Raw genomic sequence first — 26,778 nt, forward strand, 5'->3', positions numbered from 1 at the left:
GGGGCGCCATCCTGGTCGTTCGCAATACAGCAATAAGAATTCAGTAAAACGCGCGGCATCCCGGATTCAAAGCAACGGAGGAGAAGTCGATGGAGATGGTGAACCACACGGTGATCAACCTGATCATCTTCGTGCTGGCGATCTACGTGGGTTACCACGTGGTCTGGACGGTCACGCCGGCCCTGCATACACCCCTGATGGCGGTGACCAACGCGATCTCGGCCATCATCATTGTCGGCGCGATGCTCGCCGCGGGCCTGACCGAAGGCGGGGTCGGGCGCGTGATGGGCACGCTGGCGGTGGCACTGGCCGCGGTCAATGTGTTCGGCGGCTTCCTGGTCACCCAGCGCATGCTGGAGATGTTCAAGAAGAAAGAGCCGAAGGCCAAGGCCCCTGAGGCCAAGCAGGCGCTGGCCAGGGAGGGTGCGTGATGACCGGTCTCGTCAGCATGAACCTCGTCACCCTGCTCTACCTGGTGGCCTCGGTCTGCTTTATCCAGGCGCTCAAGGGCCTGTCCCACCCGGCTTCGGCGCGCAAGGGCAATGCCTTCGGCATGATCGGCATGGCGATTGCGGTGGTGACCACGCTGGTCCTGATTATCAAGCTCAAGAATGATTTTCTGGCGGCCGGCACGGCCCAGTCGTCGGTGGGCACGGGCCTCGCGCTGATTTTCGCCGCGCTGGTGGTGGGCGGCGGCATCGGCGCCTACGTAGCCAGGAAGGTCCAGATGACCAAGATGCCGGAACTGGTCGCGGCGATGCACTCGCTGATCGGTCTGGCCGCGGTCTTCATCGCCGTGGCGGCGGTGGCCGAGCCGGCCGCGTTCGGCATCGCGCCGGCGGGCTCGCACCTGATCCCGCTGGGCAACCGCATCGAGCTCTTCATCGGCTGCTTTGTCGGCGCCATCACCTTCTCGGGCTCGGTGATCGCCTTCGGCAAGCTGGCCGGACGCTACAAGTTCCGCCTGTTCCAGGGCGCGCCGGTGGTGTTTGCCGGCCAGCACTGGCTGAACCTGCTGCTGGCGGTGGCGATGGTCGGCTTCGGCATCATCTTCTTCATGTCGCAGGCGTGGCTGCCGTTCCTGATCATGCTGGCGATCGCCTTCGTGCTGGGCGTGACCATCATCATCCCGATCGGCGGCGCCGACATGCCGGTGGTGGTGTCGATGCTGAACTCGTACTCGGGCTGGGCGGCGGCGGGCATCGGCTTCTCGCTGAACAACCCGATGCTGATCATCGCTGGCTCACTGGTGGGTTCCTCCGGCGCGATCCTGTCATACATCATGTGCCGGGCGATGAACCGCTCGTTCTTCAACGTGCTGCTGGGCGGCTTCGGCGGCGACGCGTCGGCTGGGGCAGCCGCCGGCACGCAGGCGCAGCGCAACGTGAAGTCCGGTTCGGCCGACGATGCCGCCTTCCTGATGGGCAACGCCGAAACGGTCATCATCGTGCCGGGCTACGGCCTGGCCGTTGCGCGCGCCCAACACGCGCTCAAGGAACTGACCGAGAAGCTGGCGGAAAAGGGCGTGACCGTGAAATACGCGATCCACCCGGTGGCGGGCCGCATGCCGGGCCATATGAACGTGCTGCTGGCCGAGGCCGAGGTGCCGTACGACCAGGTCTTCGAAATGGAAGACATCAACAGCGAGTTCGGCCAGGCCGACGTGGTGCTGGTGCTGGGCGCCAACGACGTGGTCAACCCGGCGGCCAAGAACGACCCCAAGTCACCGATCGCCGGCATGCCGATCCTGGAGGCGTACAAGGCCAAGACCATCATCGTCAACAAGCGCTCGATGGCGGCCGGCTATGCCGGGCTGGACAACGAGCTGTTCTACATGGACAAGACCATGATGGTGTTCGGCGACGCCAAGAAGGTGGTCGAGGACATGTTCAAGGCGGTCGACTGAGACCGCCCCGCCCGCGGGCGCCGGGGGCCTCCCCGGCCGCCTGCGGCGCCGTGCCTTGCAAGGCAGCCACGGCGCGCTATACTGGCCTGCGAATGCGCACACAGGCTTGCCGTTTGCGCCGAACCCTGCCCGCCGGCCCCGAGGCCAACGCACCATGACCTTCAACCCGCACGACAGGAATCTGTCGGTCTTCCATCACCCGGTGCTGACCGTCCTGGTCGATGACAGCAAATCGTTCATCGACAGCCTGGCGTTCCAGATGGATGCCTCGCGCGCGGTCATCACCTTCACCGACCCGCGCGAAGCGCTGCAATGGATCCGGGAGGCCTACGCCACCCGCTTCCCGGGCTTCCTGCCGGTGCGCGTCACCCACGACGACCTGACCTTCCTGACCGAGCGCCGCACGGTGCAGCTCGACATCGACCGCATCTACCGCCAGATCCACGACGTCAACCGCTTCCTGCAACCGGGCGTGATCGTGGTCGACTATTCGATGCCGCAGATGGACGGGCTGGAGTTCTGCCAGGCGTTGCAGGACCTGCCGTGCAAGACCATCCTGCTGACCGGCACCGCGGACGAGAGCATCGCCGTGCAGGGCTTCAACCACGGGCTGATCGACCGCTACGTGAAGAAGCACGACAGCAATATGGTGGAGCGGCTGGACCAGGAAATCGATGCAATGCAGCACGCGTACTTCGCCACGCTGTCGCGCACGCTGCGCGAGCTGCTGACGCGGCATTCGTTCTCGTTCCTGTCCGACCCCGCCATGACCGAGCGCGTGCGCCAGATCACCGCGCGCTATGGCTTTGTCGAGTATTACCTGTACCCCAACCCGGCCGGCATCCTGATGCTGACCGCGCAGGGCCATGCCACGCTGATGGTGATCGAGACCCGCGCGGGACTGATGACCCAGGTGGAATCGGCCGAGGCCTACGACGCCCCAGCCGCGCTGATCGAAGGCCTGCGCGAAGGCCGGCTGGTGCCGTTCTTCTGGCCGGGCAACGGCATGTACACGCCGGCCTGCATCGACTGGGAGCAATATTGCCTGCCAGCCGAGCACTGCGAAGGCAACGAAGAGTTCTTCTACGCACTGTTCGACCTGCCGCGCCACCTGCTGCAGGAGCCGGTGGTCAGCCTGCAAGGCTTCCTGGCCGACCTGGCGCGCAACCCTGAGGCGATGACGGGGCGCAAGCGCCCCTGACGGCGGCCCCGCCGCTCAGTCCGCCTGCGGCGCCCGGTTGGCGCCGCGCACCATGTCAAAGCGGAACAGCCGACATTCGATATTGCCGTTGTACAGCGGCGTGCGGCGCGATTCCTTGAGCCGCAGCCGGCGCGGGAAATTCAGGTCGCCGGTAAAGACCCACGCCTGCCAGCCCGCGAAATGCTGCTTGAGCGTGGTGGCGAATGCGCTGGCGAACTGGTTCGCGGCGGCCTCTTCCACCTCGTCGCGCGGCGCCTCTTCCTCCGGCGTGCGGCGCTGCCCGCGCACCGCGATCCGTTCCCCGTACGGCGGGTTCATCAGCAGCAAACCCGGCTCTTCGTAAGGCGGCTGGATAAAGCGCGCGTCGACCTGCTTGGTGCGCGCCTCGCCCGGCAGGCCTGCGCGTTCCCAGTTGGCGCGCGTGATCGCCAGCATGTCGGTGGAGATGTCCGACCCGACCACCTGCAGTTCATCGGCCGAAGCCAGCATGCGTGCGCGCTGCGCGTCGGTCTTGAGCTTCTGCCAGGCCTTGGTGTCGACGCCCTTGAGCCATTCGAAGGCAAAGCTGCGGCTGCCGCCCGGCGCGATGCCCAGCGCTACCTGCGCGGCTTCGATCAGGAACGTGCCGCTGCCGCACATTGGGTCGTAGAACGGCTGGAAGGTCTGGCCCGGCACCCAGCCCGCCAGGCGCAGGATGCCGGCGGCCAGGTTTTCCTTCAGCGGCGCCTCGCCCTTCTCGGTGCGCCAGCCGCGCTTGAATAGCGGCTCGCCGGTGGTGTCCAGGTACAGCGTGCAGTCGCGCTCGGTCAGGTGGGCATAGATGCGCACATCCGGGCTGACGGTGTCGACGCTCGGGCGCGCCCCCAGGCGTTCGCGCATGGCGTCGCAGACGCCGTCCTTGACCCGCAGCGCGGTGAAATTCAGGCTGCGCAGCGGCGACTTGTGCGAGGTGATATCCACGCGCAGCGACTCATCCGGCGAGAACCACTGCTCCCAGCGCACGCCGCGCGCCAGCGTATAGATGTCGTCCTCATGCCGGTAGCCGCGCGCGGCCACCCGCATCAGCACGCGGCTGGCGATGCGCGAATGCAGGTTGACCGCGTAGGCGGCGGCCATCTCGCCCGAGAAGTTGACCCCGCCGGGCACTTCCTGGTGCACCGTGAACGGCGCCAGCGCGGCCATGCCGGGCCGGACGGCAATCTCGCGCAGTTCTTCGGCGAGCGCGCTCTCCAGGCCGCGCGGGCAAGGGGCAAAGAAGGCTTGGGTCATGTGTGGGTTTCCTGCAAACAAAAACGTCCGCCGTAGCGGACGGGACATATCCGATAGCTTAGATCACGCCGCCGCCAGCGCGCGGTCGAGGAAGTCGAGCCGGTCCTGGCCCCAGTGGGCCAGGCCGTCATATACATACCACGGCGCACCGAACACGCCGGCCGAGATCGCATCCTGCGTGTTCTGCGCATAGGCCGCCTGCACAGACTGCGCCTCGCTGGCCTTGAGCAGGCTGGCGCCGTCCAGGCCGGTCTCGCCGGCGATCTGCGCCAGCGTGGCGGCATCGGCGATATTGCGCTGCTGCGCCCACACCGCCGCGCCGATGGCGCCGGTCAGCTGCATCGCACGCGCGGTGCCGTGCGCGAGCTGCGCCGCGATGAGCAGCTTGCTGGCCGCGTCACCCGACACCGGGAAGAAAGTCGGCTGCGGGTGCAGCGGCACGCCGAGGAATTCGCTCCAGCGCGCCAGTTCCACCAGCCGGTAGGCCTGGCGCTGCGGCGGGCGCTGGGCCAGCGGCACGCCGCCCGAAACGGAAAACACCTTGCCTAGGTCGCACGGCTTCAGGTTCACCTGCGCGCCGTGCCGCTCGGCGATGGCCGTGAAGCGGGCATGGCCCAGGTAGACGAACGGCGACTGCGGCGTCAGGTAGTAGTCGACCAGCTTGCTCATCTCAGTCTCGCAACAATGTTTGGCGATGGTCAGGCTCAGAACGGCTTGACCACCACCAGGATCACCACCGCCAGCAGCACCAGCACCGGCAGCTCGTTGAACCAGCGATAAAACTTGTGGGAGCGCGTATTGCGTCCCGCCTCGAACTTGCGCAGCAGCACGCCGCAGCCGTGGTGGTAGCCGATCAGCACCAGCACCAGCCCCAGCTTGGCGTGCATCCATCCCTGCCCCGCGCCGCGACCGATGCCGTAGCCCAGGTACAGCCACAGCCCGAACACCAGCGCCGGCACCGCCAGCATGGTCATGAAGCGGAACAGCTTGCGCGCCATCAGCAACAGTCGCTGTGTGCTGGCGGCGTCGGTCTCCAGCGCCAGGTTGACGAAGATGCGCGGCAGGTAGAACAGGCCGGCGAACCATGAAACGACGAAGACGATATGCAGCGCTTTAACCCAGAGCATCGGGAGGGAGACGTTCGAGAACGGTTGTTATTGTTGTTGGCGCGCGGTACGCACGTAAGTCAGGTGCGGATTTCGCCGTGCCCGAAGACCACGTACTTCAACGAAGTCAGCCCTTCCAGCCCGACCGGGCCACGCGCGTGCAGCTTGTCGTTGGAGATGCCGATCTCCGCGCCCAGGCCATACTCGAAGCCATCGGCAAAGCGCGTCGAGGCGTTGATCATCACGCTGGCGGAGTCGACTTCGCGGATAAAGCGCATGCCCGTCGAGTAGTTCTCGGTGATGATCGAGTCGGTATGGTGCGAGCCGTATTCGTTGATATGGGCGATGGCCTCGTCCAGTCCCGCCACGGTCTTGATGGCGAGGATCGGCGCGAGGTATTCCAGGCGCCAGTCTTCCTCAGCGGCATCGACCAGGCCGGTGAAGCCAGCGGCTTCCAGCGTGGCGCGGGTGGCCGGGCATACGCGCAGTTCGACGCCCTTGTCCTGGTAGATGCGGCACAGCGGCGGCAGCGCGGCGGCAGCGATGTCCTGCGACACCAGCAGCGTCTCCATGGTGTTGCACGGGGCGTAGCGCTGGGTCTTGGCGTTGTCGCAGACGCGCACGGCCTTGTCGAGGTCGGCATCGGCGTCGATATAGACGTGACAGATGCCATCCAGGTGCTTGATCATCGGCACGCGCGCTTCTTCCATCAGGCGCGCGATCAGGCTCTTGCCGCCGCGCGGCACGATCACGTCGACGTACTCGGTCATGGTGATGAGACGGCCGACGGCGGCGCGGTCGGTGGTCCCGATCACCTGCACGGCCTCGGACGGCAGCCCGGCTTCGGCCAGGCCTTCGGCCACCAGCGCGGCCAGCGCGGTGTTCGATTCGATCGCCTCGGAGCCGCCGCGCAGGATGGTGGCGTTGCCCGACTTCAGGCACAGCGCCGCCGCGTCGATGGTCACGTTGGGGCGCGACTCATAGATGATGCCGATCACGCCCAGCGGCACGCGCATCTGGCCGACCTGGATGCCGGTCGGGCGGAACTTCATGTTCGAGATCTCGCCGATCGGGTCGGCCAGCCCGGCGATCTGCTCCAGGCCCGCGGCCATGGTGGCAATGGCCTTGTCCGACAGCGTCAGGCGGTCGACGAAGGCGGCGTCCTGGCCGTTGGCGCGGGCGCGCTCGACATCGCGCGCGTTGACGGCCTTGAGCTTGTCGGCATCGCGGCGGATAGCGGCAGCGATGGTCAGCAGCGCACGGTTCTTGTCGGCCGTGGAGGCACGCGCCATCGCGCGCGACGCCGCGCGGGCCTGGCGGCCGACGCGGTCCATGTATTGGTTGAGGTCGAGCTCGTTCATGTTCGTGGCCTTGGGGATGGCCGTCAGTGTGTGTGTTCCTCCCCTCTCCCGCACGGCGCGAGAGGGGAACAAACCTTCAGGGGAGCAAACCCTCAGCGTGCGATCATCAGCGCCAGCTGCTGCAGGCCGTCCCATGGCTCGGCCGGCAGCGCGCTGCTGCCCGGTGGCGGCAGGTCGGACAGGCCCTTGACCTGCCGGTCCAGCCGCGCGGCCATGGCCAGCGCCGCTTCCAGCCGTGGCTGCGCCAGCCGCTGCGCGGCCTGCGGCACCAGCCGCTCGCGCGGGCCCCAGACGCGCAGCTCGCGCATCAGTACGCCCGCCGGCTTGCCGGCCGCGAGGCCTTGCCGGACCTTGGATAATACGCGAATTTCCTCGGTCAGCGCCCACAGCACCAGCACCGTGGCCTCGCCCTCGCCGCGCAGCCCTTCGAGCATGCGCACCAGGCGCGGCACATCGCCCGAAAGCATCGCCTCGGACAGCTTGAAGACGTCGTAGCGGGCCACGTTCAGCACCGCGTCCTGGACCTGGTCGAAGCTCAGTTCGCCTGGCGGGTACAGCAGCCCTAGCTTCTGGATTTCCTGGTGCGCGGCCAGCAGGTTGCCTTCCACCTTGTCGGCGATGAACTGCAGCGCGCGCCGCCCGGGCTCGCCGCCCTCGACGCGCTGCTGCTGCAGCGCCAGCCGCTCGCCGACCCAGGCCGGCAGCCGGGTGCGGTCCACCGTGTCGACCTTGATCGACACGCCGGCGCCCTCGAGCGCCTGAAACCACGCGGACTTGGAAGTGGCGAAATCCAGGCGCGGCAGCGTGACGATGAGCACCACGTCGGGCGACGGCTGCGCCGCCACGGCGCGCAGCGCCTCGCCGCCGTCCTTGCCGGGCTTGCCCGAGGGAATGCGCAGCTCGACGATCTTGCGGTCGCCAAACAGCGACATCGACTGCTGCGCCTCGACCAGCTGGCCCCAGTGGAAGCCGCGTTCGGCCGCCAGCACCTCGCGCTCGGAAAAGCCGGCTTCGCGCGCCGCCGCACGCAGGCGGTCGACCGCTTCCAGCACCAGCAGGTGCTCGTCGCCGTACACCACGTACAGCGGCGCCAGGCCCTTGGCCTTGGCCTGCTTCAGGTGTGCGTCGAGCCCGTCGAGCTTGAGTTGCATGCGTTGGTCAGATGGCCTTGACGGCGGCCAGCCGGCGCATCAGCTGCTGCACGATATCGCGTTGCATGTCGCGGTACAGCTGCTGTTCTTCGTAGTCCTTGGCCAGCGTGTTGGCTTCGTTGTAGGTCAGGTCGCGCGTCAGTACCAGCTGCGACGGCGGGATCAGTTCCTTGCCGGCGGCGTCGCGCAGCCGGAAGACGAAGCGCTGTGTCAGGCGGTATTCGCGCACCACGCCTTCGGTCGTAATCGACAGGATCGACTTGGTGCGGCTGTCCTGCAGCACGTCCAGCAGCGCGTCGGCTTCCTTCTGGTCTGCCACCACCTGGGTGTCAGACCCGCCGCGGATGGCGCGACGCAGGTCGGCGCCCATCAGCGAATTGGGCGGAATCCCGATATAGAGCCGCTTGAACGCGAAATCCGCGTTGCCGCGCATGTGGAAGCCGCAGCCGGCCAGCAGGCCCATTGCCGGCACCGCCAGCATTGCCGCGAGCACCTTGCGGCGCCCCATGTTCAGTCGCTTCATTCTTGGCGATTCCTTTCGCGCTTACCGGGCTCCAGGCCCTTACAACACAACGTTGACCAGGCGGCCGGGCACGACCACGATCTTCTTGGGCGCCTTGCCTTCGGCAAACTTGGCCACGGTCTCGCTGGCGGCAGCAACCGCCTCGATGGCGGCGCGGTCGGCGTCGGCCGGCACGGTGATGCTGCCGCGCACCTTGCCATTGACCTGCAGCACCAGTTCGATCTCGCTGCGCACCAGCGCGGCTTCGTCGACCTGCGGCCACGGCGCGTCAAGCAGGTCGCCGGCTTCGGCCACGTAGCCCAGCTGCTCCCACAGGCCGTGGGTAATATGCGGCACCACCGGGTACAGCACGCGCAGCAGGATGCCGAAGCACTCGCGGCGCGCGGCCGGCGAAGCGTTCTTGGCGTCGTCCAGCGCGTTCAGCATCTTCATCGTGGCGGAGACCACGGTGTTGTACTGGATGCGCTGGTAGTCGTAGTTGGCCTGCTTGAGCACGCCGTGGATCTCGCGGCGCAGGTCGGCATCGTCGGCCGTCGGCGCGCTGCCGGCACCGTCGCGCAGCGCGGCAGCGTTGGCATAACCGTAGTTCCACACGCGGCGCAGGAAGCGCGATGCGCCCTCCACGCCCGAACCACTCCACTCGAGCTGCTGCTCGGGCGGCGCGGCGAACATCACAAAGAGGCGCGCGGTATCGGCGCCGTACTGGTCGATCAGCGCCTGCGGGTCGATGCCATTGTTCTTGGACTTCGACATCTTCTCGATGCCGCCGATCACCACCGGCTGGCCGTCGGCCTTCAGCGTGGCGCCCAGCGGGCGGCCACGCTCGTCGGTGCGCAGGTCGACCTCGGCGGGGTTGTACCAGTGCTTCTTGCCCGAGGCGTCCTCGCGATAGTAGGTCTCGTTGAGCACCATGCCCTGCGTCAGCAGGTTGGTAAAGGGCTCGTCGAACTTGACCAGGCCCATGTCGCGCATGACCTTGGTCCAGAAGCGCGCGTACAGCAGGTGCAGGATCGCGTGCTCGATGCCGCCGATGTACTGGTCCATCGGCATCCAGTAGTCGTTGCGGGCATCGACCATGGTGGCCGCGTCCGGGCACGTATAGCGCATGTAGTACCAGCACGAATCGATGAAGGTATCCATCGTGTCGGTCTCGCGGCGCGCCGGCTGGCCGCACGACGGGCAGGCGCACTGCAGGAAGCGCGGATCCTTGGCCAGCGGATTGCCGGTGCCGTCCGGCACCAGGTCTTCGGGCAGCACCACCGGCAGGTCCCGCTCCGGCACCGGCACCACGCCGCAGCTGTCGCAGTGGATCAGCGGGATCGGCGTGCCCCAGTAGCGCTGGCGCGAAATGCCCCAGTCGCGCAGGCGCCAGGTCACCTTCTTCTCGCCCAGGCCCTTGGCGCCCAGGTCGGCGGCGATCGCCTCGACCGCGGCCTGGTAGCCGAGGCCGTCGTACTTGCCGCTATGGATGCAGGTACCGTTTTCCTTGTCGGCGTACCACTCCTGCCAGGCTTCGGTCGAATACGGCTGGCCCTTCACGTCGATGACCTGCCGGATTGGCAGCTTGTACTTGAGCGCGAAAGCAAAGTCGCGCTCGTCGTGCGCCGGCACGCCCATCACGGCGCCGTCACCGTAGCTCATCAGCACGTAGTTGCCGACCCATACGTCGACATTGTCGCCGGTCAGCGGGTGCACGACCTGCAGCCCGGTCGGCATGCCCTTCTTCTCCATGGTCGCCATGTCGGCTTCCATGACCGAGCCGTGCTTGCATTCGTCGATGAAGGCAGCCAGTTCGGGGTTGTTCACGGCAGCGTGCGTGGCCAGCGGGTGCTCGGCAGCGACCGCGCAGAAGGTCACGCCCATGATGGTGTCGGCGCGCGTGGTGAACACGTACAGCTTGCCGTCGTTGATCGGCTTGCCGTCCTCGCCCGGGATGTCATGGGTGAAGGCAAAGCGCACGCCCACGCTCTTGCCGATCCAGTTCTGCTGCATCACCTTGACGCGCTCGGGCCAGCCGAGGCCGTCGAGGTCGCCCAGCAGCTCCTCCGCATAGTCGGTGATGCGCAGGTAGTACATCGGGATCTCGCGCTTTTCCACCACCGCGCCCGAGCGCCAGCCGCGGCCGTCGATGACCTGCTCGTTGGCCAGCACGGTCTGGTCTACCGGATCCCAGTTGACGGTGCCGGTCTTGCGGTAGGCGATGCCCTTTTCCAGCATCTTCAGGAACAGCCACTGGTTCCAGCGGTAATAGTCCGGGCTGCAGGTGGCGACTTCGCGCGACCAGTCGATCGCCAGGCCCATCGACTGCATCTGCTTCTTCATGTAAGCGATGTTGTCGTAGGTCCAGGCCGCCGGTGCCACAGCGTTGTTGAGCGCGGCGTTTTCCGCCGGCATGCCGAAGGCGTCCCAGCCCATCGGCATCAGCACGTTGTTGCCGTTCATGCGCAGGTAGCGCGCCATCACGTCGTTGATGGTGTAGTTGCGTACATGGCCCATATGCAGCTTGCCCGACGGATACGGCAGCATCGAGCAGGCATAGAACTTGGGCTTTTCCTTGCCGTCGGGCCCGGCTGCATGCTCCGACACGCGATAGGCGTCGATGGCTTGCCAGTGCTGCTGGGCGGCTTGTTCAACGGCGGAAGGAAGGTATTTGTCTTGCATGGTCGGGACAACAGTCAGGACAACGTCTGCGCGGCTACTGGCCTGCCGGCATCCGGGGGAATCGTTGGAATGTGGGCAGCGGACGCCAGCTGCGCGGCGCCCGCCAACGTGCAATGCGAAAGCAGTCGATTATAACCGTGGGCGCAGGCCGGCTTGCGGCCCGTGCGCCTCACGGCTGCGCCTTACTTCAGGCCGAGCACGTCCTGCATGTCGAACAGGCCGGTGGGCTTGTCGGCCAGGAAACGGGCGGCGCGCACGGCACCGTCGGCATACGACTGGCGGCTGGACGACTTGTGGCTGATCTCGATGCGCTCGCCGATGCCGGCGAACATCACGGTATGGTCTCCGACGATATCGCCGCCGCGCACGGTGGCAAAGCCGATCGAATTGGGATCGCGCTCGCCGGTATGGCCTTCGCGGGCATAGACGGCGCAGGTCTTCAGGTCGCGCCCGAGCGCATCGGCGATCACTTCGCCCATTTTCAGCGCGGTGCCGGACGGGGCATCGACCTTGAAGCGGTGGTGGGCCTCGATCACCTCGATGTCATAGCCGCTCGACAGCAGCTTGGCCGCCACTTCCAGCAGCTTGAAGGTGGCATTTACGCCCACGCTCATGTTCGCGGCAAAGACGATGCCGACCGACTTCGCGCCCTCGGCCAGCGCGGACTTGCCGGCGTCGTCGAAGCCGGTGGTGCCGATCACCATCTTCACGCCCAGCTTCTTTGCCACTTCCAGGTGCGCCAGCGTGCCTTCGGGACGGGTGAAGTCGATCAGGCAGTCGGCCCCCTTCAGGCAGGCTTCCACGTCGGCGGTGATGGCCACGCCGGTATGGCGGCCCAGCAGCAGGCCCGCGTCCTGGCCCAGCGCCGGCGATCCCGGCACGTCGAGCGCGCCCGCCAGGCTCACGCCCTCGGTGTTCAGCACGTGTTCGATCAGCATGCGGCCCATGCGGCCGGATGCGCCTGCGATGGCGATGTTCATGGTGTCTGGCTCAGCGGAATGTGCGCAATGCGCGGAAAGTGAACGAGCCGGTCATGCCTGACCGGCCCGGAAAACTGGGGCGCGCCGCTGCCGGCGCGCCATGCGGCGGATCAGTTGGCCGGCTTGGCGGCCTCGGCCGGCACGCTGGCCGGTGCCGGGGCGGCGGCTGCCGGTGCGGCAGCTTCAGCCGCCGGAGCCGCTGCCCCCGCGGCCGCTTCCGGCGCAGGCTGCTGTACCTGCCGCGGCACGAAGTTCTCCACCGTGGTCTGCGGCTCGGCCTGGGCGGTCGCCGCGCTGGTGGTGGAGATCTTGCCCGGCGTCTGGTCCTTCAGCGCCTTCTTCATGCCGTCGATTTCGGCGATCAGCTCGTATTCGGAGGGCAGCTCGTCGCCGCCAAACTTGACCAGCCGGTCGCCATCGAAGAACACCGTATAGCGGCGCTGCTGTACCACCGAGGCATTGCCGCGGCGGAACGAAAACACGTAGTCCCAGCGGTTGGCGTGGAACACATCGGTCAGCAGCGGCGTGCCGAGCAGGAACTTGACTTGGTCGCGCGTCATGCCTTCGCGCAACTGCGAGGCGGCTTCGCGCGAGACAAAGTTGCCCTGCACAATATTGATCCGGTACGGCGTGATGGCGTTGGCTACCTTGCGCGAGGTGGAATCGTAGGCCGAACAGGCGCCGGCCAGCAGGGCCGCGGCCAGCAGGGAAACAACCAGCGTCGGGCGCATGGCGGACGAACGGGTATAACGCATGTATCTCGCTTCCGGGGAGGGAAAGGAAAAGTGCCGCGGGCCGGAACAACGCAGGCGCCAGATGCGCCGGTTGCACCACATGCGCACGGGGCGCCTGCCGCGGCAACCACATGGGAAGGCAACGCTGCCTGGCGCGGGATGCCTGGCTCGGACATCACGGCCGCGGGCGACTTTTGCTGCCAAAACCCTTATGATTCAACTATCGAGACATTGTACTCTAGGGAGTCACGCCCATGCCGAGTCCGGCTGACCTCAAGAACATCGGCCTGAAGGCAACCGTGCCCAGGCTGAAGATTCTTGAAATTTTTCAGACCAGCGAACAGCGGCACCTGAGCGCGGAAGACGTCTACCGTATCCTGCTGAACGAGCATATGGATATCGGCCTGGCCACCGTTTACCGCGTGCTGACGCAGTTCGAGCAGGCTGGCCTGCTGTCGCGCAACAACTTCGAATCGGGAAAGGCGATTTTCGAACTCAACGAAGGCAAGCACCATGACCATCTGGTGTGCCTCGACTGCGGCCGTGTTGAGGAATTCTTCGATTCCGAGATCGAGCACCGCCAGCAAAGCATCGCGCGCGAGCGCGGCTTTACCTTGCAGGAACACGCACTTTCGCTGTACGGCAACTGCACCAAAACAAACTGTCCCCACAGACCCAAACGATAAGCCGGCACGCCCCTCGCGGGAGATGACGGCCATAAAAAAACCGGCGCCTGGCGCCGGTTTTTTTATGGCCACGAGCCCCGCTCAGGGCGCCTGCAGGTCCTGCAGATCCTGCTCGGTCACCACGCGCGCCGGACGTGCCGGCGGCAGGCCGACGAACTCACCCACCACCTGGCGGAACAGGCTGCGCGCCCACACCAGCATCGGGTGGGTATTGCGGCTGCGGTGCCAGAACATGTTCAGGCCCAGTGTTGTGTTCAGCTCCGCTGGCAGATGGAAGGCCTTCAGCCCGTAGGTCTCGCAGGCCATGTCCTTGGTCAGCGCGTTGACCGTGAAGATCATGTCGGTCTGCGCGGCCAACTCGGCCTGGGCGCGCCAGGAATGCACGGTCAGCGTCGCGTTGCGCTTGAGCCCGCGCTGCTGCAGCGCGTAGTCGAGCGGGATCAGCGACGGCGCCGGGCGCCCCGCACCACCGGAATGCGCCATGAAGATATGGCCACAATCCAGGTATTGCTCGAGCGTGCAGTGGTTCTTCAGTACTGGATGATTCTTGCGCGCGCAAACCCACAGGTTCAGCGACGTCACCATCTCCTCGACGATTTCCGGATGCCGGGTCGGGAACGGCGAAAATGCCAGGTCGAGCTCATTGGCGCGCATCGAAGCCACGTCGGTTTCCCAGGAATGGGACTCGACCAGCTTGATATGCAGGTCCGGCGCCAGTTGCTTGATGCGCAGCACGAAGCGGTTAAATACGGTATCGCCGAGCTCAGCGGCAAAGCCGATGCTCAGCGTGCCGGTGGCGATGGCCGGATCGAAATTGTCCGCGTCACCCTCGTTAATCGACGACCACAGGTCCAGCATGTCGCGGATCTTGGGGCCCAGCTCGAGCGCGCGCGGCGTCGGCGTAAGGCCGTGCGGAACGCGGATGAAGAGTGGATCGTCAAAGATTTCGCGCAGCCTGCCCAGCGAATGCGACACCGCGGGCGCAGTCATATGCATTTTTTCCGCGACGTAAGTGGCGTTCCGCTTACTCAGCAGCTCGGTGAAGATCACTAAAAGCTTTGTGTCTACGTTCACCATGATCAGGCCCCGGTCAGATTTTTCTTAGCAAAGATGGCCCCACCACTTGCGCTGGCTGCACATCAGATTTCAACGACGTCTTAATAGTGTAAGAGGAAAAAACAAGCTCGGAAAGCAAATTCGGCATTTTCGAAGTGACTGTCGAGGTCATTTTTCTGAAAAATGCGGAAATTTTTAGGGTATTGCCTGCATATAGGGACAATTTCCGGACTCCAGCAACCAATATACGGTGGGGGTATATTGACGATCGGTCTTCCATTTTTATCATTCTTTTCTGACGACATCATGTCCGACCCCGCGCCCGCTCCCGCACATTTCCGCCTTCCCGTCGAACTGCCGAAAGCCTATCGCCTGCTCAATCACGGCCCGACCGTGCTGGTCAGTGCCGCAGCCGGCGGCAAGCGCAATATCATGGCCGCCGCCTGGGCCATGCCGCTGGATTTCTCTCCACCCAAGGTGGCGGTGGTGCTGGACAAGAGCACCTGGACCCGCAAGCTGTTGGAAGAGAGCGGCGAATTCGTGCTGCAGGTGCCTACCGTGAGCCAGGTCGACCTGACCGAGACGCTCGGCTCGAGCTCCGGCCTGGCGCTGATGGAGCAGGATGGTACCGACAAGTTCGACGCTTACGGGCTAGGGACTTTCACTGGCATGACGGTCGGCGCGCCGCTGCTCGAGGGCTGCGCCGCCTGGCTGGAATGCCGGCTGCTGCACGAGCCAGCCACACAGCAGACCTACGACCTGTTCCTCGGCGAGGTCGTCGCCGCACAGGCGGACTCGCGCGTGTTCAGCAACGGGCGCTGGCATTTCGACGGGCATGACGGACTGCGCACCATCCACCACGTGGCCGGCGGCCATTTCCTGGTCGATGGCGCGGCGGTCGATGCGCGGCCGCTGGCGCCCCGCCCGGCCGGCTGATATCCCGCTTGTGCAAAAAGAAAAACGCGCCCGAAGGCGCGTTTTTCATTCCGCAAGACTGCAGGGTTACTTGGCCGCGACGCGAACCATTTCCAGCACCTTGTTCGAGTAGCCCCACTCATTGTCGTACCAGCTCACGACCTTGATGAAGGTGCCGTCCAGCGCGATGCCGGCTTCGGCGTCGAAGATCGAGGTGCGGGCATCGCCGCGGAAGTCCGTGGCAACGACCTTGTCTTCGGTGTAGCCCAGCACGCCCTTCAGCGCGCCCTGGCTCTGGGCCTTCATCTCGGCGCAGATTTCTTCGTACGTGGCCGGCTTTTCCAGCTCGACGGTCAGGTCGACCACCGACACGTCCGAGGTCGGCACGCGGAACGACATGCCGGTCAGCTTCTTGTTCAGTTGCGGGATCACCACGCCCACGGCCTTGGCAGCACCCGTCGACGACGGGATGATGTTTTCCAGGATACCGCGGCCGCCGCGCCAGTCCTTGTTGGACGGGCCGTCAACGGTCTTCTGGGTGGCGGTGGCGGCGTGCACGGTGGTCATCAGGCCGCGCTTGATGCCCCACTTGTCGTTCAGCACCTTGGCGACCGGCGCCAGGCAGTTGGTGGTGCAGCTGGCGTTGGAGATGATCGCCTCGCCCTTGTACGTCTCGTGGTTCACGCCGTACACGAACATCGGGGTGTCGTCCTTGGACGGGGCCGACATGATCACCTTCCTGGCGCCCGCGTCGAGGTGCTTCTGCGCGCCTTCCTTGGTCAGGAAGATGCCGGTCGACTCGACCACCACGTCGGCGCCGATCTCGCCCCACTTCAGCTCGGCCGGATCCTTGACCGCGGTCAGGCGGATCTTCTTGCCGTTGACGACCAGGGTGTTGCCGTCGACCGACACTTCGCCGTCAAAGCGGCCGTGCACCGAGTCGTACTTCAGCATGTACGCCAGGTAGTCGGGTTCCAGCAGGTCGTTGATGCCAACGACTTCGATGTCCTTGAAGTTGGCGACGGCGGCGCGGAACACCATGCGTCCAATGCGGCCGAAGCCGTTGATGCCGATCTTGATGGTCATGACTGTCTCTCCTGAGGATCGATTGAAACCGGCGGGCGCCGCACGGGCCGCGCGGCGCACCACGCGGCTCCAGCGCCCGGATGCTTAGATAAGGGTGTCCTTCACCGTTCGGACAACGTTCTCGACGGTAAAGCCGAAGTGCTTGAACAGCACACCGGCCGGGGCCGATTCACCAAAGGTGTCGATGCCCACCACCGCTTGGACCTGGTACTTCCACCAGAAGTCCGTCACTCCCGCCTCGACGGCCACGCGCGGCACGCCGGCCGGCAGCACGCTGGCCTTGTAGGCGCTGTCCTGCTTGTCGAACACGGTGGTAGCCGGGATCGAGACCACGCGCACGTGCACGCCTTCCGCTGCCAGCTGATCGGCGGTGCCGACGGCCAGGCCGACTTCCGAGCCGGTGGCCAGGACCACGGCGTCCGGACGGCCGGTGTCCGGGTTGACGCTGTCGCGCAGCACGTAGCCGCCGCGTGCGATATTGGCGCGGGTGGCCTCGTCGCGGCGCTGGAACGGCAGGTTCTGGCGGCTGAAGATCAGGCAGCTCGGACCGTTCTCGCGGCGGATCGCCTCGGCCCAGGCCACCGCGGTCTCGGTGGTGTCGGCGGTACGCCAGACGTCCATGTTCGGGATCAGGCGCAGGCTGGCGACGTGCTCGATCGACTGGTGGGTCGGGCCGTCTTCGCCGAGGCCGATCGAGTCATGGGTGAAGACGAACAGCGAGCGGATCTTCATCAGCGCCGCCATGCGCAGCGCATTGCGGCTGTAATCCGAGAAAGTCAGGAAGGTCGCACCGTAGGGGATGTAGCCACCATGCAGCGCAATGCCGTTCATGACGGCGCTCATGCCGAACTCGCGCACGCCGTAGTTGATGTGGTTGCCCCAGCCATCGACGCGCACGGGCTTGGTGCCCGACCAGTTGGTCAGGTTCGAGCCGGTCAGGTCGGCCGAGCCGCCGAGGAACTCGGGCAGCACCGGAGCGACGGCTTCGATGGTGTTCTGGCTGGCCTTCCGGGTGGCGATGGTTTCGGCCTTGTCCTCGCACTTGGCGATAAAGGCTTCCACCGCAGCGTCGAACGAACCGGGCAGCTCGCCCTTCATGCGGCGGCGGAATTCGCCGGCTTCATACGGATGGCGCTCGGCGTAGGCATCGAACAGCGCGTTCCAGGCGCGCTCCAGCGCCTGGCCGTTGGCCTTGGCGTCCCAGGCGTCGTAGACGTCGCCCGGCACTTCGAACGGGGCGTGGGCCCAGCCCAGCGCCTCGCGCGTGGCCAGCACTTCGGCGCCGCCCAGCGGGGCGCCGTGCACGTCGTGGCCGCCTTCCTTGTTCGGGGCGCCCTTGCCGATCTTGGTGCGGCAGCAGATCAGGGTCGGCTTGTCGCTGGCCCTGGCCTGCGAGATGGCCATGTCGACGGCGGTCACGTCATGACCGTCGATGCCGCGGATCACGTTCCAGCCGTAGGCTTCGAAACGCTTCGGGGTATCGTCGGCAAACCAGTGCACCACGTCGCCGTCGATCGAGATGCCGTTGTCGTCCCACAGCGCAATTAGCTTATTAAGCTTCAGCGTGCCGGCCAGCGAGCAGGCCTCATGGCTGATGCCTTCCATCAGGCAGCCATCGCCCAGGAAGACATAGGTGTGGTGGTTGACGATGTCGAAGCCGGGGCGGTTGAATTCTTCACCCAGCAGGCGTTCGGCCAGTGCCATGCCGACCGCGTTGGTGATGCCCTGGCCGAGCGGGCCGGTGGTGGTTTCCACGCCCGGGGTGATGCCATATTCCGGGTGGCCGGCGGTCTTGCTGTGCAGCTGGCGGAAGTTCTTCAGCTCTTCGACCGGCAGGTCATAGCCAGTCAGGTGCAGCAGCGCGTAGATCAGCATCGAGCCGTGGCCGTTGGACAGCACGAAGCGGTCGCGGTCGGCCCAATGCGGATTGGTCGGGTTGTGCTTCAGGTGCCGGCCCCACAGCGCCACGGCGATATCTGCCATGCCCATCGGCGCACCGGGGTGGCCGGAATTGGCTTGCTGGACGGCGTCCATGGCAAGCACGCGGATGGCATCGGCCATCAGCTTGGCGGGCTGGGAAGCAAAAGGACTTGTTGCGGGATGGGCAAGGGCGGACATGCGGGCTGGACGGAGACGGTGAGCGGGCGTGGGCCTGACGGCGGGAAAACCGCAATTTTAGCAGAAGCTAGGTGGTTTTCCGGACCGGCCGGCGCGGCTAACGGGTGGGTGGGACGCTCTACCGCCGGTGCCGGCGATGCCGCTCACCTGCCCCAGCCATCCTGTCGGAACTATCCGAGCGTGAACATGCCTGATACTCCACCTATGCAGCGACGCCCCAGCCGCTGCACCGCACTTCGACAGCGCAAGCCCGCACGCGTAAGATGCACACTCGCACCGCGCGGCGCGCCAGCCGCGCCGGGTTTCCCGCATTCCAGGAGACGATCATGACCAGACCGGCCAACACCCCCTGGCTCACCCCCTACCTGACCGTCGCCAACGGCCGCGTCGCGCTGGACTTCTACAGCCGCGCCTTCGGCTTCACCGCCGGCCATGTGGTCGATGAAAACGGCGTGCCGACCCACGCAGAGATGCACTACCAGGGCCAGTTGGTGGTGATGTTCGCGCCCGAGGGCGCCTGGGGCAGCACCGCGCGCACGCCGCGCTCGCTGGGCGTGGAATGCCCGCAGACCTTCTATGTCTATTGCGACGATGTCGACGCAATGCACCAGCGCGCGATCGACGCCGGCGCGGTCAGCCTGATGGCGCCGGCCGACCAGTTCTGGGGCGACCGCTACTGCATGGTCGAGGATCCCGACGGCTACCGCTGGGGTTTCGGCAAGCCGCTGGAACAATCGGCGGGGCAGGCAGGCTGATGGCTCCGCGTTTCTTCGTCGGCGGCACGGAGGCGGTCCTGGCCGCCGAATCCGACTTTTCTCTTCCCGAACTCGTGGTACGCCACGCCCAGGTGCTGCGCCTGGCGCCGGGCGATGCCATTACGCTGTTCGACGGCCGCGGCGGCAGCCATGCGGCCACGCTGGTCGAACTGGGCAAGCGCCACGCCGTCGCGCGCATCGGCGCGCATGACACCGCCGAGGCCGAACCGCCCTTCCGCGTCACGCTGGCGCAGGGCCTGGCGGGTGGCGACAAGATGGACTGGCTGATCGAGAAGGCAGTCGAGCTTGGCGTCGGTGCGATCCAGCCATTGCAGGCCACACGCTCGGTGGTGCGGCTGTCGGGCGAGCGCGCGCAGAAGCGCCAGGCGCACTGGCAGGCGCTGGTACAGGCCGCGTGCGAGCAATGCGGCCGGAATCGCTTGCCGGAGGTCGCGCCGGTCGCTAACTTTGAGACGTGGCTGGCGCAGTCCGGCGGTGCCGGGGCACGGCTGCTGGTGTCGCCGCGCGCGGAGCAGTCGCTGCCGGCGTTCGTGGCGGACCGGCACGATGCGCTGGTCGCCAACGGCGTCACGCTGCTGATCGGCCCCGAAGGCGGCCTGTCACCGGAAGAGGAACAGGCGGCACGGCAGGCCGGCTTCACCGGCGTGTCGCTCGGCCCGCGCATTCTGCGTACCGAAACCGCGGGGCTGGCGTGCCTGGCGACACTCAACGCCTTGCTTGGCGGATTCTGATGGCAACAGCCACCCCGGCTGGCGCCAACCCTGACTGAAAGGAGTCGACCATGGGACTACTCGATAGCGTGCTGGGCGGCGTGCTCGGACAACTTGGCAACGCCCGCAGCGAGGACGGCAGTGCCGGCGGGCTCAATCCGAAGCTGATGATGGCGCTCGGGCTACTGGCGATGCTGGCGATGCGCAAGCGCGGCGAGGCTGGCGATGCGGGCGCGGCGGGTGATTCGGCGGCGCCGGTCGACGATGGCGTGGGCGGACTGGGCAGCCTCGGCGGCCTGCTGGGCGGCATGCTCGGTGGCGGCGCCGGTGCCGCGCCTGGGAACGCCACCGGCGGGCTTGACCTTGGCTCGCTGCTGGGCGGCCTGCTTGGCGGCCAGGGCGGCGCACCGGCCAACAGCCAGGCACTGGGCGCCGCCGCGGGCGGCATCGGCGCGCTGCAGCAGATCCTGGCGCAGGCCGGGCTGGGCGAGCAGGTCAATTCGTGGATCAGCAGCGGTGCCAACCAGCCGGTCACGCCGTCGGCGCTGAGCAATGCGCTGGGCGATACCGGTGCGCTGGAATCGCTGGCGCAATCGACCGGGATGTCGCAGGATGATGTGGCGGCGCAACTGAGCGACGGGCTGCCGGAGCTGATCGACCGTCTGACGCCGCACGGGCATATCCCGGCGCAGGAATAGCGGTCCGGCGCATCGCCAGAAAGCAAAAAGCCCGCATTTGCGGGCTTTTTTCATGGAACACCGTGCAGCCGATCAGGCGAACGAGTAGAACACCCGGAACTGCACCTTGCGCTCGCCCCAGAACTCGGCGGCGTCGCGGAACACGTCGAGCAGCACCTCTCGCCCTTCCTTGTCGAATTTCTGCGCAAGCGGCAGGCCCTCAAGCACGATCACGAAGCCCGGCTGCGGGCCGGCCTTGTAGATCATGTCGGTCAGGCAATCGGCCAGCGCGTCGAAGTTCTTGCCGAAGTGCTTCGGGAACGTGAACGAGATCGCGATCGTTTCCAGGATCTCCGCCTTGCTGGCGCAATGCGCGCAGTTGGCGTACAGGAAATGCTGGCCGAGATCCGCGGCCGCCTGGGCCAGCTCGGGCACGCGGAAGGCGCGGATCGACTGGACGATGTTCGGACGCACCGTCTTGAACAGGTTCATGGCCCCCTCGCTGGTGCCGTCTGCCCAGCCGGCACCGGTCGGCATGGCCACAGGCGCGGTCGCGGGCGGGAGTTTGTGCGTCAGCTCTTGGCGCGGCATCATCAGCACGTTGTCGTATAGGTTCTGGGCCTGCTGCTGAGCCCGCTGCCAGCCATCTCCGGCGCCGCGCTCTTCGCGGGCGGCAAGGGCGTCGCCCAATCCGAAAATGTCAGTCATCATTTGATTATCCGTTTGAAGCTGTTGTAGTGGTCTTCCGTGTAGTAACAATCGTTGGCAGCGCGTTGTTCCCCGCCGCATACGATCCGCTTGGCTCCCCGGTTCCGGCTTCTGGCACTCTTTACCGTGTATTCGCGGTAATACCCGCGTTCTCTTTGCGGCAGGATGCGTTCGTAGTTGCCGAATCGGGACCCGTCCTTGTCATACAGGAAAGGGCCGCCGGCTTCGATGCGGTCCAGGGTCTGCCGTGCATCGTTGGGCAACTGCTGCACTGCAATGGTTCCCATCCCTTCGGTCTGCGCCTGACGCGCCAGCGTCGGTTGCGCCAGGGCCAGCACCAGCGCCGCGCCCGTCATGGAACGGACGAGCATGCGTGTTGCGTGCCGCATCAGAGGTACTTGGAAACCCACGTTGCTTGTCTTGGTTGAACCGGAAATCGAGCCTGCCGCTGGTTGGGTAGACGATCTGTCCGGGCCACCCTGGCCAGCGCCCTGCGCCACCTGGTCAGGAGCGCGATGGATGCCGGCCGCACCGGGGCGCTCATGGCGAGCGCCTATATCAAAGGCGTAAGGTTACGCGCATGCACGGAATTAATCAATCCCGGTCCACGGGCAGCGCTATTTCTTCAATTGTTTCAATATGTTAAGCGTATGTGTGCGCATACTAACTGTTGGCAGATGGACACAAAAAAAGCCGGGCAAGCCCGGCTTTTCGCCACATTTGTGATGCGACGGATTAACGCTTGGCGGCGGCAGCGTCGACGACGACCAGCGAGGTCATGTTGACGATGCGGCGCACCGTCGCCGACGGCGTCAGGATGTGCACCGGCGCCTTCACGCCCAGCAGGATCGGCCCGATCGCGACGTTATTGCCCGCGGCAACCTTGAGCAGGTTGTACGAGATATTGGCCGCATCGATGTTCGGGCACACCAGCAGGTTGGCTTCGCCCTTGAGCGTGCCGTCCGGCACCAGCTGGTCGCGCAGCTTCTGGTCGAGTGCGCTGTCGCCGTGCATTTCGCCGTCGATCTCAAGCTCCGGGGCGCGATCGCGCAGGATGGCGAGCGTTTCGCGCATCTTGCGGGCCGAAGGCGCCTCGGACGAGCCGAAGTTCGAATGCGACAGCAGCGCGATCTTGGGCTCGATGCCGAAGCGCTTCAGTTCCTCGGCGGCCATCAGCGTGATCTGGGCCAGCTCTTCGGCGGTCGGGTCGACGTTGACGTGCGTATCCACCAGGAAGATCTGGCGGCCCGGCAGCACCAGGCCGTTCATCGCTGCGTAGACCTTGTTGGTGCCGCCCAGCACCTGGTCGATATAGCGCAGGTGCGCCGCGGTGTTGCTGACGGTGCCGCAGATCATGCCGTCGGCCTCGCCCTGCTTGACCAGCATGGCGCCGATCAGCGTGGTGCGGCGGCGCAGCTCCAGCTTGGCGTACTCGGGCGTGATGCCCTCGCGCGCCATCATGCGGTAATAGGCGTCGGAGTAGTCGCGGAAACGCTCATCGTGCTCGGGGTTGACCACGGTGAAGTCCACGCCGGCGCGCAGGCGCAGGCCAAAGCGCTCGATGCGGTGCTGCAGCACGGCCGGGCGGCCAATCAGGATCGGGTTGGCCAGCTTTTCGTCGACGATCACCTGCACCGCTCGCAGCACGCGCTCTTGCTCGCCTTCGGCGAAGACAATGCGCTTCTTGTCCATCTCGACCTTGCGCGCGGCGGCGTAGATCGGCTTCATCAGCGTGCCCGAGTGGTACACGAACTGCTGTAGCTGCAGGCGGTAGGCGTCCATGTCCTCGATCGGACGGGCGGCCACGCCGGACTTCATCGCGGCTTCCGCCACGGCCGGGGCCACCTTGACGATCAGGCGCGGATCGAACGGCTTCGGGATCAGGTACTCAGGGCCGAACGACAGGTCCTGGATGCCATAGGCGGTGGCGACGATGTCGCTCTGCTCCTGGCGTGCCAGTTCGGCCAGCGCGTTGGCCGCAGCGATTTCCATCTCGCGCGTGATGGTGGTGGCGCCGCAATCGAGCGCACCGCGGAAGATGAACGGGAAGCACAGGACGTTGTTGACCTGGTTCGGGTAGTCGGTACGGCCGGTAGCCATCACGGCGTCCGGGCGCACTTCCTTGACCAGTTCCGGCGCGATTTCCGGGTTCGGGTTGGCCAGCGCCAGCACCAGCGGCTTGTCGGCCATGCGCTGGACCATGTCCTGCTTGAGCACGCCCGCGGCGGACAGGCCCAGGAAAATGTCGGCGCCGTCGATCACCTCGGCCAGCTTGCGCTTGTCGGTCTTCTGCGAGAAGCGCGCCTTTTCCGGGTCCATCAGCTCGGTACGGCCTTCATAGACCACGCCGGCCAGGTCCGTCACCCAGATGTTCTCGATGGGCAGGCCGATGTCGACCAGCAGGTCCAGGCAGGCCAGCGCGGCCGCGCCGGCGCCCGAGGCAACCAACTTGACCTTTTTGATGTCCTTGCCGACCACCTTCAGGCCGTTGATGATGGCCGCGGCCACCACGATGGCGGTGCCGTGCTGGTCATCGTGGAAGACGGGGATCTTCATCTTCTCGCGCAGCTTGCGCTCGACGTAGAAGCACTCCGGTGCCTTGATGTCTTCCAGGTTGATGCCGCCGAAGGTCGGCTCCAGCGCAGCGATGATCTGGACCAGCTTCTCGGGGTCCTTCTCGTCGACTTCGATATCGAATACATCAATACCGGCAAACTTCTTGAACAGGCCGGCCTTGCCTTCCATCACCGGCTTGGAGGCCGCGGCACCGATGTCGCCCAGGCCCAGCACGGCGGTGCCGTTGGTGATCACGGCCACCAGGTTGCCGCGCGCGGTGTAGCGGAAGGAGTTGGCCTGATCGACAACGATTTCTTCACAAGCGGCGGCCACGCCCGGCGAGTAAGCCAGGGCCAGGTCGCGCTGGTTCGACAGCGGCTTGGTCGGGGTGACGGAGATCTTGCCGGGGGTCGGAAACTCGTGATACTCGAGCGCCGCTTTGCGCAGCGCCTCACGCTGCTGCTGTTTCAGATCGTCTTGGGACGGGGACTGCTGAGGGCTGGTCATCGGCGCATCTTCCAATCGGTGGAGCCGTCATTGACGTGGCGGGGACGATCGGCGGACCGGCTCCACGTGTCCGCCCTTCTCTTCCTTTGGAACCCCGCATTTTATATAGTGAAATACTATTTCACAATAAGCCTTTTGCTTGGGGCACCTTTGCGTTTCGGTACAATATGCCCCAACCTCGGGGCCAACACCAGCAAGCGTAGCGCCGTCCGGCGGAAGCGGGGTGACCCGCTGCGATCATGGCTGTCATGCGCGGCAGTATCTTGCTGAAACGCCCTTGGCACCCCATCCTGACGCGCTGCGCGCGCCGCGGTCCCCTCAGGCTGCCTCCTGCAACGCCCCGCCACCCCACCTGCTTTCCCGTCCTTGCCGGCCGGGCCACTCCTAGTCCACAGCGATGTCCGACCCTCACCCCGCCCAGCTTTCCGAGTTCGACCTGATCCGCCGTTATTTCACGCGGCCGGTGCGCAAGGCCGCGCTCGGCGTGGGCGACGACTGCGCGCTGATCGAGGGCCGCCCCGGCCACCACCTGGCCATCAGCACCGACATGCTGGTCAGCGGCCGGCATTTCTTCCCGGACGTGGCGCCGCGCGCGCTCGGCCACAAGGCGCTGGCTGTGAACCTGTCCGACCTGGCCGCGATGGGCGCCGAGCCGCGCGCCTTCACGCTGGCCCTGGCGCTGCCCGAGGCCGATCCCGCCTGGCTGGCCGACCTGGCCGAAGGCATGCTGGCGCTGGCGGACGCACATGGCTGCGAACTGGTCGGCGGCGATACCACGCGCGGGCCGCTGACGCTGTCGCTGACGGTGTTCGGCGACGTACCGGTGCGCGCCGCCCTGCGTCGCGATGCCGCACGCCCCGGCGACGATATCTGGATTTCCGGCACGCTCGGCGACGCGCGCCTGGCGCTGGGCGACTGCCGCGGCGAATGGCTGCTGCCCGAGCCTGAGTACAGCCAGGTCCGCCCTCGCATGGACACGCCCACCCCGCGCGTGGCGCTCGGCATGGCGCTGCGCGGCGTGGCGCATGCCGCACTCGATATTTCCGACGGGCTGGTCGGCGACCTCGGCCATATCCTGGCGCGCTCACAGGTCGGCGCGCTGCTGGACGTCGATGCGCTGCCGCGATCGGCGGTGCTGGCCAGCCAGCCGGAGCCGATCCAGCGCGAATGCGTGCTGGCCGGCGGCGACGACTACGAGCTTTGCTTCACGGCCCCGGTGGGCAATCGCGACGCCATCGCCGCGATCAGCGAGCGGCTCGCATTGCCGCTGACACGCGTGGGCACGATCACGCCGGAGCCGGCCCTGCGGCTGGTCGACGGTGCCGGCAACCCGACCCGGTACGAGGGCGCCAGCTTCGACCATTTTGCTTCCCCCTGACACCGGGGCACAGGCGTGTCATGATGCCGGCATCGGCGCGCCGCGCGGGCACGGGAGTCCCGCAACATGCAGCGCAGCCGGCCATAACCATAAGCAGCACCCGCATCACACGAGCCAAATTGATGTCCACCTTGCCTCCCGGGGCCGCGCCGCGCGACCCCGCCCTGACCCTGGAAGCCGGCCAGACCGTCAAGGTCACGCGCCCCACCGCCCGCTTCATGCTGGCGCATCCGGCCCACCTGATCGCGTTCGGCTTCGGCTCCGGCCTGTCGCCCCTCAGCCCCGGCACGGTCGGCACCCTCTATGCCTGGCTGTCGTTCGTGGTGATCTCGCTGTGGCTCGAGCCCACCACCTGGCTGTGGATCATCGGCGGCGGCTTCCTGGTCGGCCTGTGGGCCTGCGCCAAGACCGCGCGCGACATGGGCGTGCACGACCACGGCAGCATGGTCTGGGACGAGATCATTGCCTTCTGGCTGGTGCTGACCTTTGTCACGCCGACCGGGTTCTGGGGCCAGTTCGCCGCCTTCCTGTGGTTCAGGCTGTTCGATATCGCCAAGCCCGCGCCGATCGGCTACTACGACCGCACGCTCAAGGGGCCGGGCCTGCGCGGCGGCTTCGGCGTGATGTTCGACGATATCTTTGCCGCCTTCTACACCCTGCTGGTGTTTGCGCTGTGGCGCTCGTTCTGAGCCAACCCGCCACGATCCGCGCGC

At 66.2% G+C, this 26,778-nt stretch carries 25 protein-coding genes; 10 read left to right on the plus strand and 15 right to left on the minus strand.

Annotated elements, in window-relative coordinates; genetic code table 11:
* The first annotated feature begins 89 nt into the window (after positions 1-89).
* The 3 genes from AC10V3_RS17420 (at position 90) to AC10V3_RS17430 (ending at position 3,107) form a co-directional block, all read left to right on the plus strand.
* Entirely contained in the window at positions 90-431 is a 342-nt protein-coding gene (locus AC10V3_RS17420; RefSeq protein ID WP_022536554.1) for an NAD(P) transhydrogenase subunit alpha part 2, read from the plus strand.
* Entirely contained in the window at positions 431-1,906 is a 1,476-nt protein-coding gene (locus AC10V3_RS17425; RefSeq protein WP_022536555.1) for an NAD(P)(+) transhydrogenase (Re/Si-specific) subunit beta, read from the plus strand. The genes AC10V3_RS17420 and AC10V3_RS17425 overlap by 1 nt, the downstream gene beginning before the upstream one ends.
* Positions 1,907-2,060: 154 nt before the next feature.
* Entirely contained in the window at positions 2,061-3,107 is a 1,047-nt protein-coding gene (locus AC10V3_RS17430; protein ID WP_022536556.1) for a response regulator, read from the plus strand.
* A 15-nt stretch (positions 3,108-3,122) separates the two neighbouring features.
* On the opposite strand, the gene AC10V3_RS17435 is transcribed toward AC10V3_RS17430, so the two are convergent.
* From AC10V3_RS17435 to AC10V3_RS17475, 9 genes are all read right to left on the minus strand, one after another.
* Positions 3,123-4,376 carry a THUMP domain-containing class I SAM-dependent RNA methyltransferase gene (locus AC10V3_RS17435; protein WP_454752420.1) on the minus strand — a complete coding sequence of 418 codons (1,254 nt, stop codon included), beginning with the start codon at positions 4,374-4,376 and terminating at the stop codon, positions 3,123-3,125.
* Positions 4,377-4,439: 63 nt separating this feature from the next.
* Positions 4,440-5,045 carry a 2-hydroxychromene-2-carboxylate isomerase gene (locus tag AC10V3_RS17440; RefSeq protein WP_022536558.1) on the minus strand — a complete coding sequence of 202 codons (606 nt, stop codon included), beginning with the start codon at positions 5,043-5,045 and terminating at the stop codon, positions 4,440-4,442.
* A 35-nt stretch (positions 5,046-5,080) separates the two neighbouring features.
* Complete coding sequence (locus AC10V3_RS17445) at positions 5,081-5,503, minus strand: CopD family protein (protein WP_022536559.1); 423 nt, start codon at positions 5,501-5,503, stop codon at positions 5,081-5,083.
* 59 nt (positions 5,504-5,562) lie between these two features.
* A complete protein-coding gene (locus AC10V3_RS17450; protein ID WP_022536560.1) occupies positions 5,563-6,843 on the minus strand; it encodes a glutamate-5-semialdehyde dehydrogenase in 1,281 nt (426 codons plus the stop codon).
* Between the two features lie 92 nt (positions 6,844-6,935).
* Positions 6,936-7,994 (minus strand): DNA polymerase III subunit delta, encoded by a 1,059-nt coding sequence (gene holA, locus AC10V3_RS17455; RefSeq protein WP_349607136.1) that lies wholly within the window; start codon positions 7,992-7,994, stop codon positions 6,936-6,938.
* A 7-nt stretch (positions 7,995-8,001) separates the two neighbouring features.
* Positions 8,002-8,517, minus strand: coding sequence for an LPS-assembly lipoprotein LptE (locus AC10V3_RS17460; RefSeq protein ID WP_022536562.1), 516 nt, complete (start codon positions 8,515-8,517; stop codon positions 8,002-8,004).
* Between the two features lie 39 nt (positions 8,518-8,556).
* Entirely contained in the window at positions 8,557-11,178 is a 2,622-nt protein-coding gene (leuS, locus tag AC10V3_RS17465; RefSeq protein WP_041681153.1) for a leucine--tRNA ligase, read from the minus strand.
* Positions 11,179-11,360: 182 nt separating this feature from the next.
* A complete protein-coding gene (gene dapB / locus AC10V3_RS17470; protein ID WP_022536564.1) occupies positions 11,361-12,158 on the minus strand; it encodes a 4-hydroxy-tetrahydrodipicolinate reductase in 798 nt (265 codons plus the stop codon).
* 110 nt (positions 12,159-12,268) lie between these two features.
* On the minus strand, positions 12,269-12,913 hold the full coding sequence (locus tag AC10V3_RS17475; RefSeq protein ID WP_022536565.1) for an outer membrane protein assembly factor BamE: 645 nt from the start codon (positions 12,911-12,913) through the stop codon (positions 12,269-12,271).
* 233 nt (positions 12,914-13,146) lie between these two features.
* On the opposite strand from AC10V3_RS17475, the gene fur reads away from it, so the two are divergent.
* Entirely contained in the window at positions 13,147-13,578 is a 432-nt protein-coding gene (fur, locus tag AC10V3_RS17480) for a ferric iron uptake transcriptional regulator (protein ID WP_022536566.1), read from the plus strand.
* An 81-nt stretch (positions 13,579-13,659) separates the two neighbouring features.
* On the opposite strand, the gene AC10V3_RS17485 is transcribed toward fur, so the two are convergent.
* A complete protein-coding gene (locus AC10V3_RS17485) occupies positions 13,660-14,655 on the minus strand; it encodes a LysR family transcriptional regulator (protein WP_022536567.1) in 996 nt (331 codons plus the stop codon).
* Positions 14,656-14,940: 285 nt separating this feature from the next.
* On the opposite strand from AC10V3_RS17485, the gene AC10V3_RS17490 reads away from it, so the two are divergent.
* Positions 14,941-15,570: a flavin reductase family protein gene (locus AC10V3_RS17490; protein WP_022536568.1), complete on the plus strand. Its 630-nt coding sequence runs from the start codon at positions 14,941-14,943 to the stop codon at positions 15,568-15,570.
* Positions 15,571-15,636: 66 nt separating this feature from the next.
* Here the strand turns inward: AC10V3_RS17490 and gap are convergent, their stop codons facing one another.
* Positions 15,637-16,635, minus strand: coding sequence for a type I glyceraldehyde-3-phosphate dehydrogenase (gap, locus tag AC10V3_RS17495; RefSeq protein WP_022536569.1), 999 nt, complete (start codon positions 16,633-16,635; stop codon positions 15,637-15,639).
* Positions 16,636-16,719: 84 nt separating this feature from the next.
* Positions 16,720-18,753, minus strand: a complete 2,034-nt coding sequence (gene tkt / locus AC10V3_RS17500; RefSeq protein ID WP_022536570.1) for a transketolase — start codon at positions 18,751-18,753, stop codon at positions 16,720-16,722.
* 326 nt (positions 18,754-19,079) lie between these two features.
* Here tkt and AC10V3_RS17505 point away from each other — a divergent pair, with 326 nt between their 5' ends.
* From AC10V3_RS17505 to AC10V3_RS17515, 3 genes are read left to right on the plus strand one after another with little or no spacing between them, the layout of a single operon-like run.
* On the plus strand, positions 19,080-19,508 hold the full coding sequence (locus AC10V3_RS17505) for a VOC family protein (RefSeq protein ID WP_022536571.1): 429 nt from the start codon (positions 19,080-19,082) through the stop codon (positions 19,506-19,508).
* Positions 19,508-20,260 (plus strand): 16S rRNA (uracil(1498)-N(3))-methyltransferase, encoded by a 753-nt coding sequence (locus AC10V3_RS17510; RefSeq protein WP_022536572.1) that lies wholly within the window; start codon positions 19,508-19,510, stop codon positions 20,258-20,260. Before AC10V3_RS17505 ends, AC10V3_RS17510 begins: the two co-directional genes overlap by 1 nt.
* A gap of 50 nt (positions 20,261-20,310) precedes the next feature.
* The gene (locus AC10V3_RS17515; RefSeq protein ID WP_022536573.1) at positions 20,311-20,937 is read left to right on the plus strand and encodes a YidB family protein; all 627 of its coding nucleotides are present in this window, start codon (positions 20,311-20,313) and stop codon (positions 20,935-20,937) included.
* 72 nt (positions 20,938-21,009) lie between these two features.
* Here AC10V3_RS17515 and AC10V3_RS17520 read toward each other — a convergent pair whose 3' ends face one another.
* From AC10V3_RS17520 to AC10V3_RS17530, 3 genes are all read right to left on the minus strand, one after another.
* The gene (locus AC10V3_RS17520) at positions 21,010-21,627 is read right to left on the minus strand and encodes a barstar family protein (protein WP_022536574.1); all 618 of its coding nucleotides are present in this window, start codon (positions 21,625-21,627) and stop codon (positions 21,010-21,012) included.
* Positions 21,624-21,995: a guanyl-specific ribonuclease gene (locus AC10V3_RS17525; RefSeq protein ID WP_041681155.1), complete on the minus strand. Its 372-nt coding sequence runs from the start codon at positions 21,993-21,995 to the stop codon at positions 21,624-21,626. Before AC10V3_RS17525 ends, AC10V3_RS17520 begins: the two co-directional genes overlap by 4 nt.
* Positions 21,996-22,359: 364 nt before the next feature.
* Positions 22,360-24,687, minus strand: coding sequence for an NADP-dependent malic enzyme (locus AC10V3_RS17530; protein ID WP_022536576.1), 2,328 nt, complete (start codon positions 24,685-24,687; stop codon positions 22,360-22,362).
* Positions 24,688-25,084: 397 nt separating this feature from the next.
* Here AC10V3_RS17530 and thiL point away from each other — a divergent pair, with 397 nt between their 5' ends.
* Positions 25,085-26,065 (plus strand): thiamine-phosphate kinase, encoded by a 981-nt coding sequence (thiL, locus tag AC10V3_RS17535; RefSeq protein WP_022536577.1) that lies wholly within the window; start codon positions 25,085-25,087, stop codon positions 26,063-26,065.
* A gap of 122 nt (positions 26,066-26,187) precedes the next feature.
* On the plus strand, positions 26,188-26,754 hold the full coding sequence (locus AC10V3_RS17540) for a phosphatidylglycerophosphatase A family protein (protein WP_022536578.1): 567 nt from the start codon (positions 26,188-26,190) through the stop codon (positions 26,752-26,754).
* The last annotated feature ends 24 nt before the right edge of the window (positions 26,755-26,778 follow it).

It is taken from the genome of Cupriavidus sp. PB-02, from assembly GCF_058252315.1.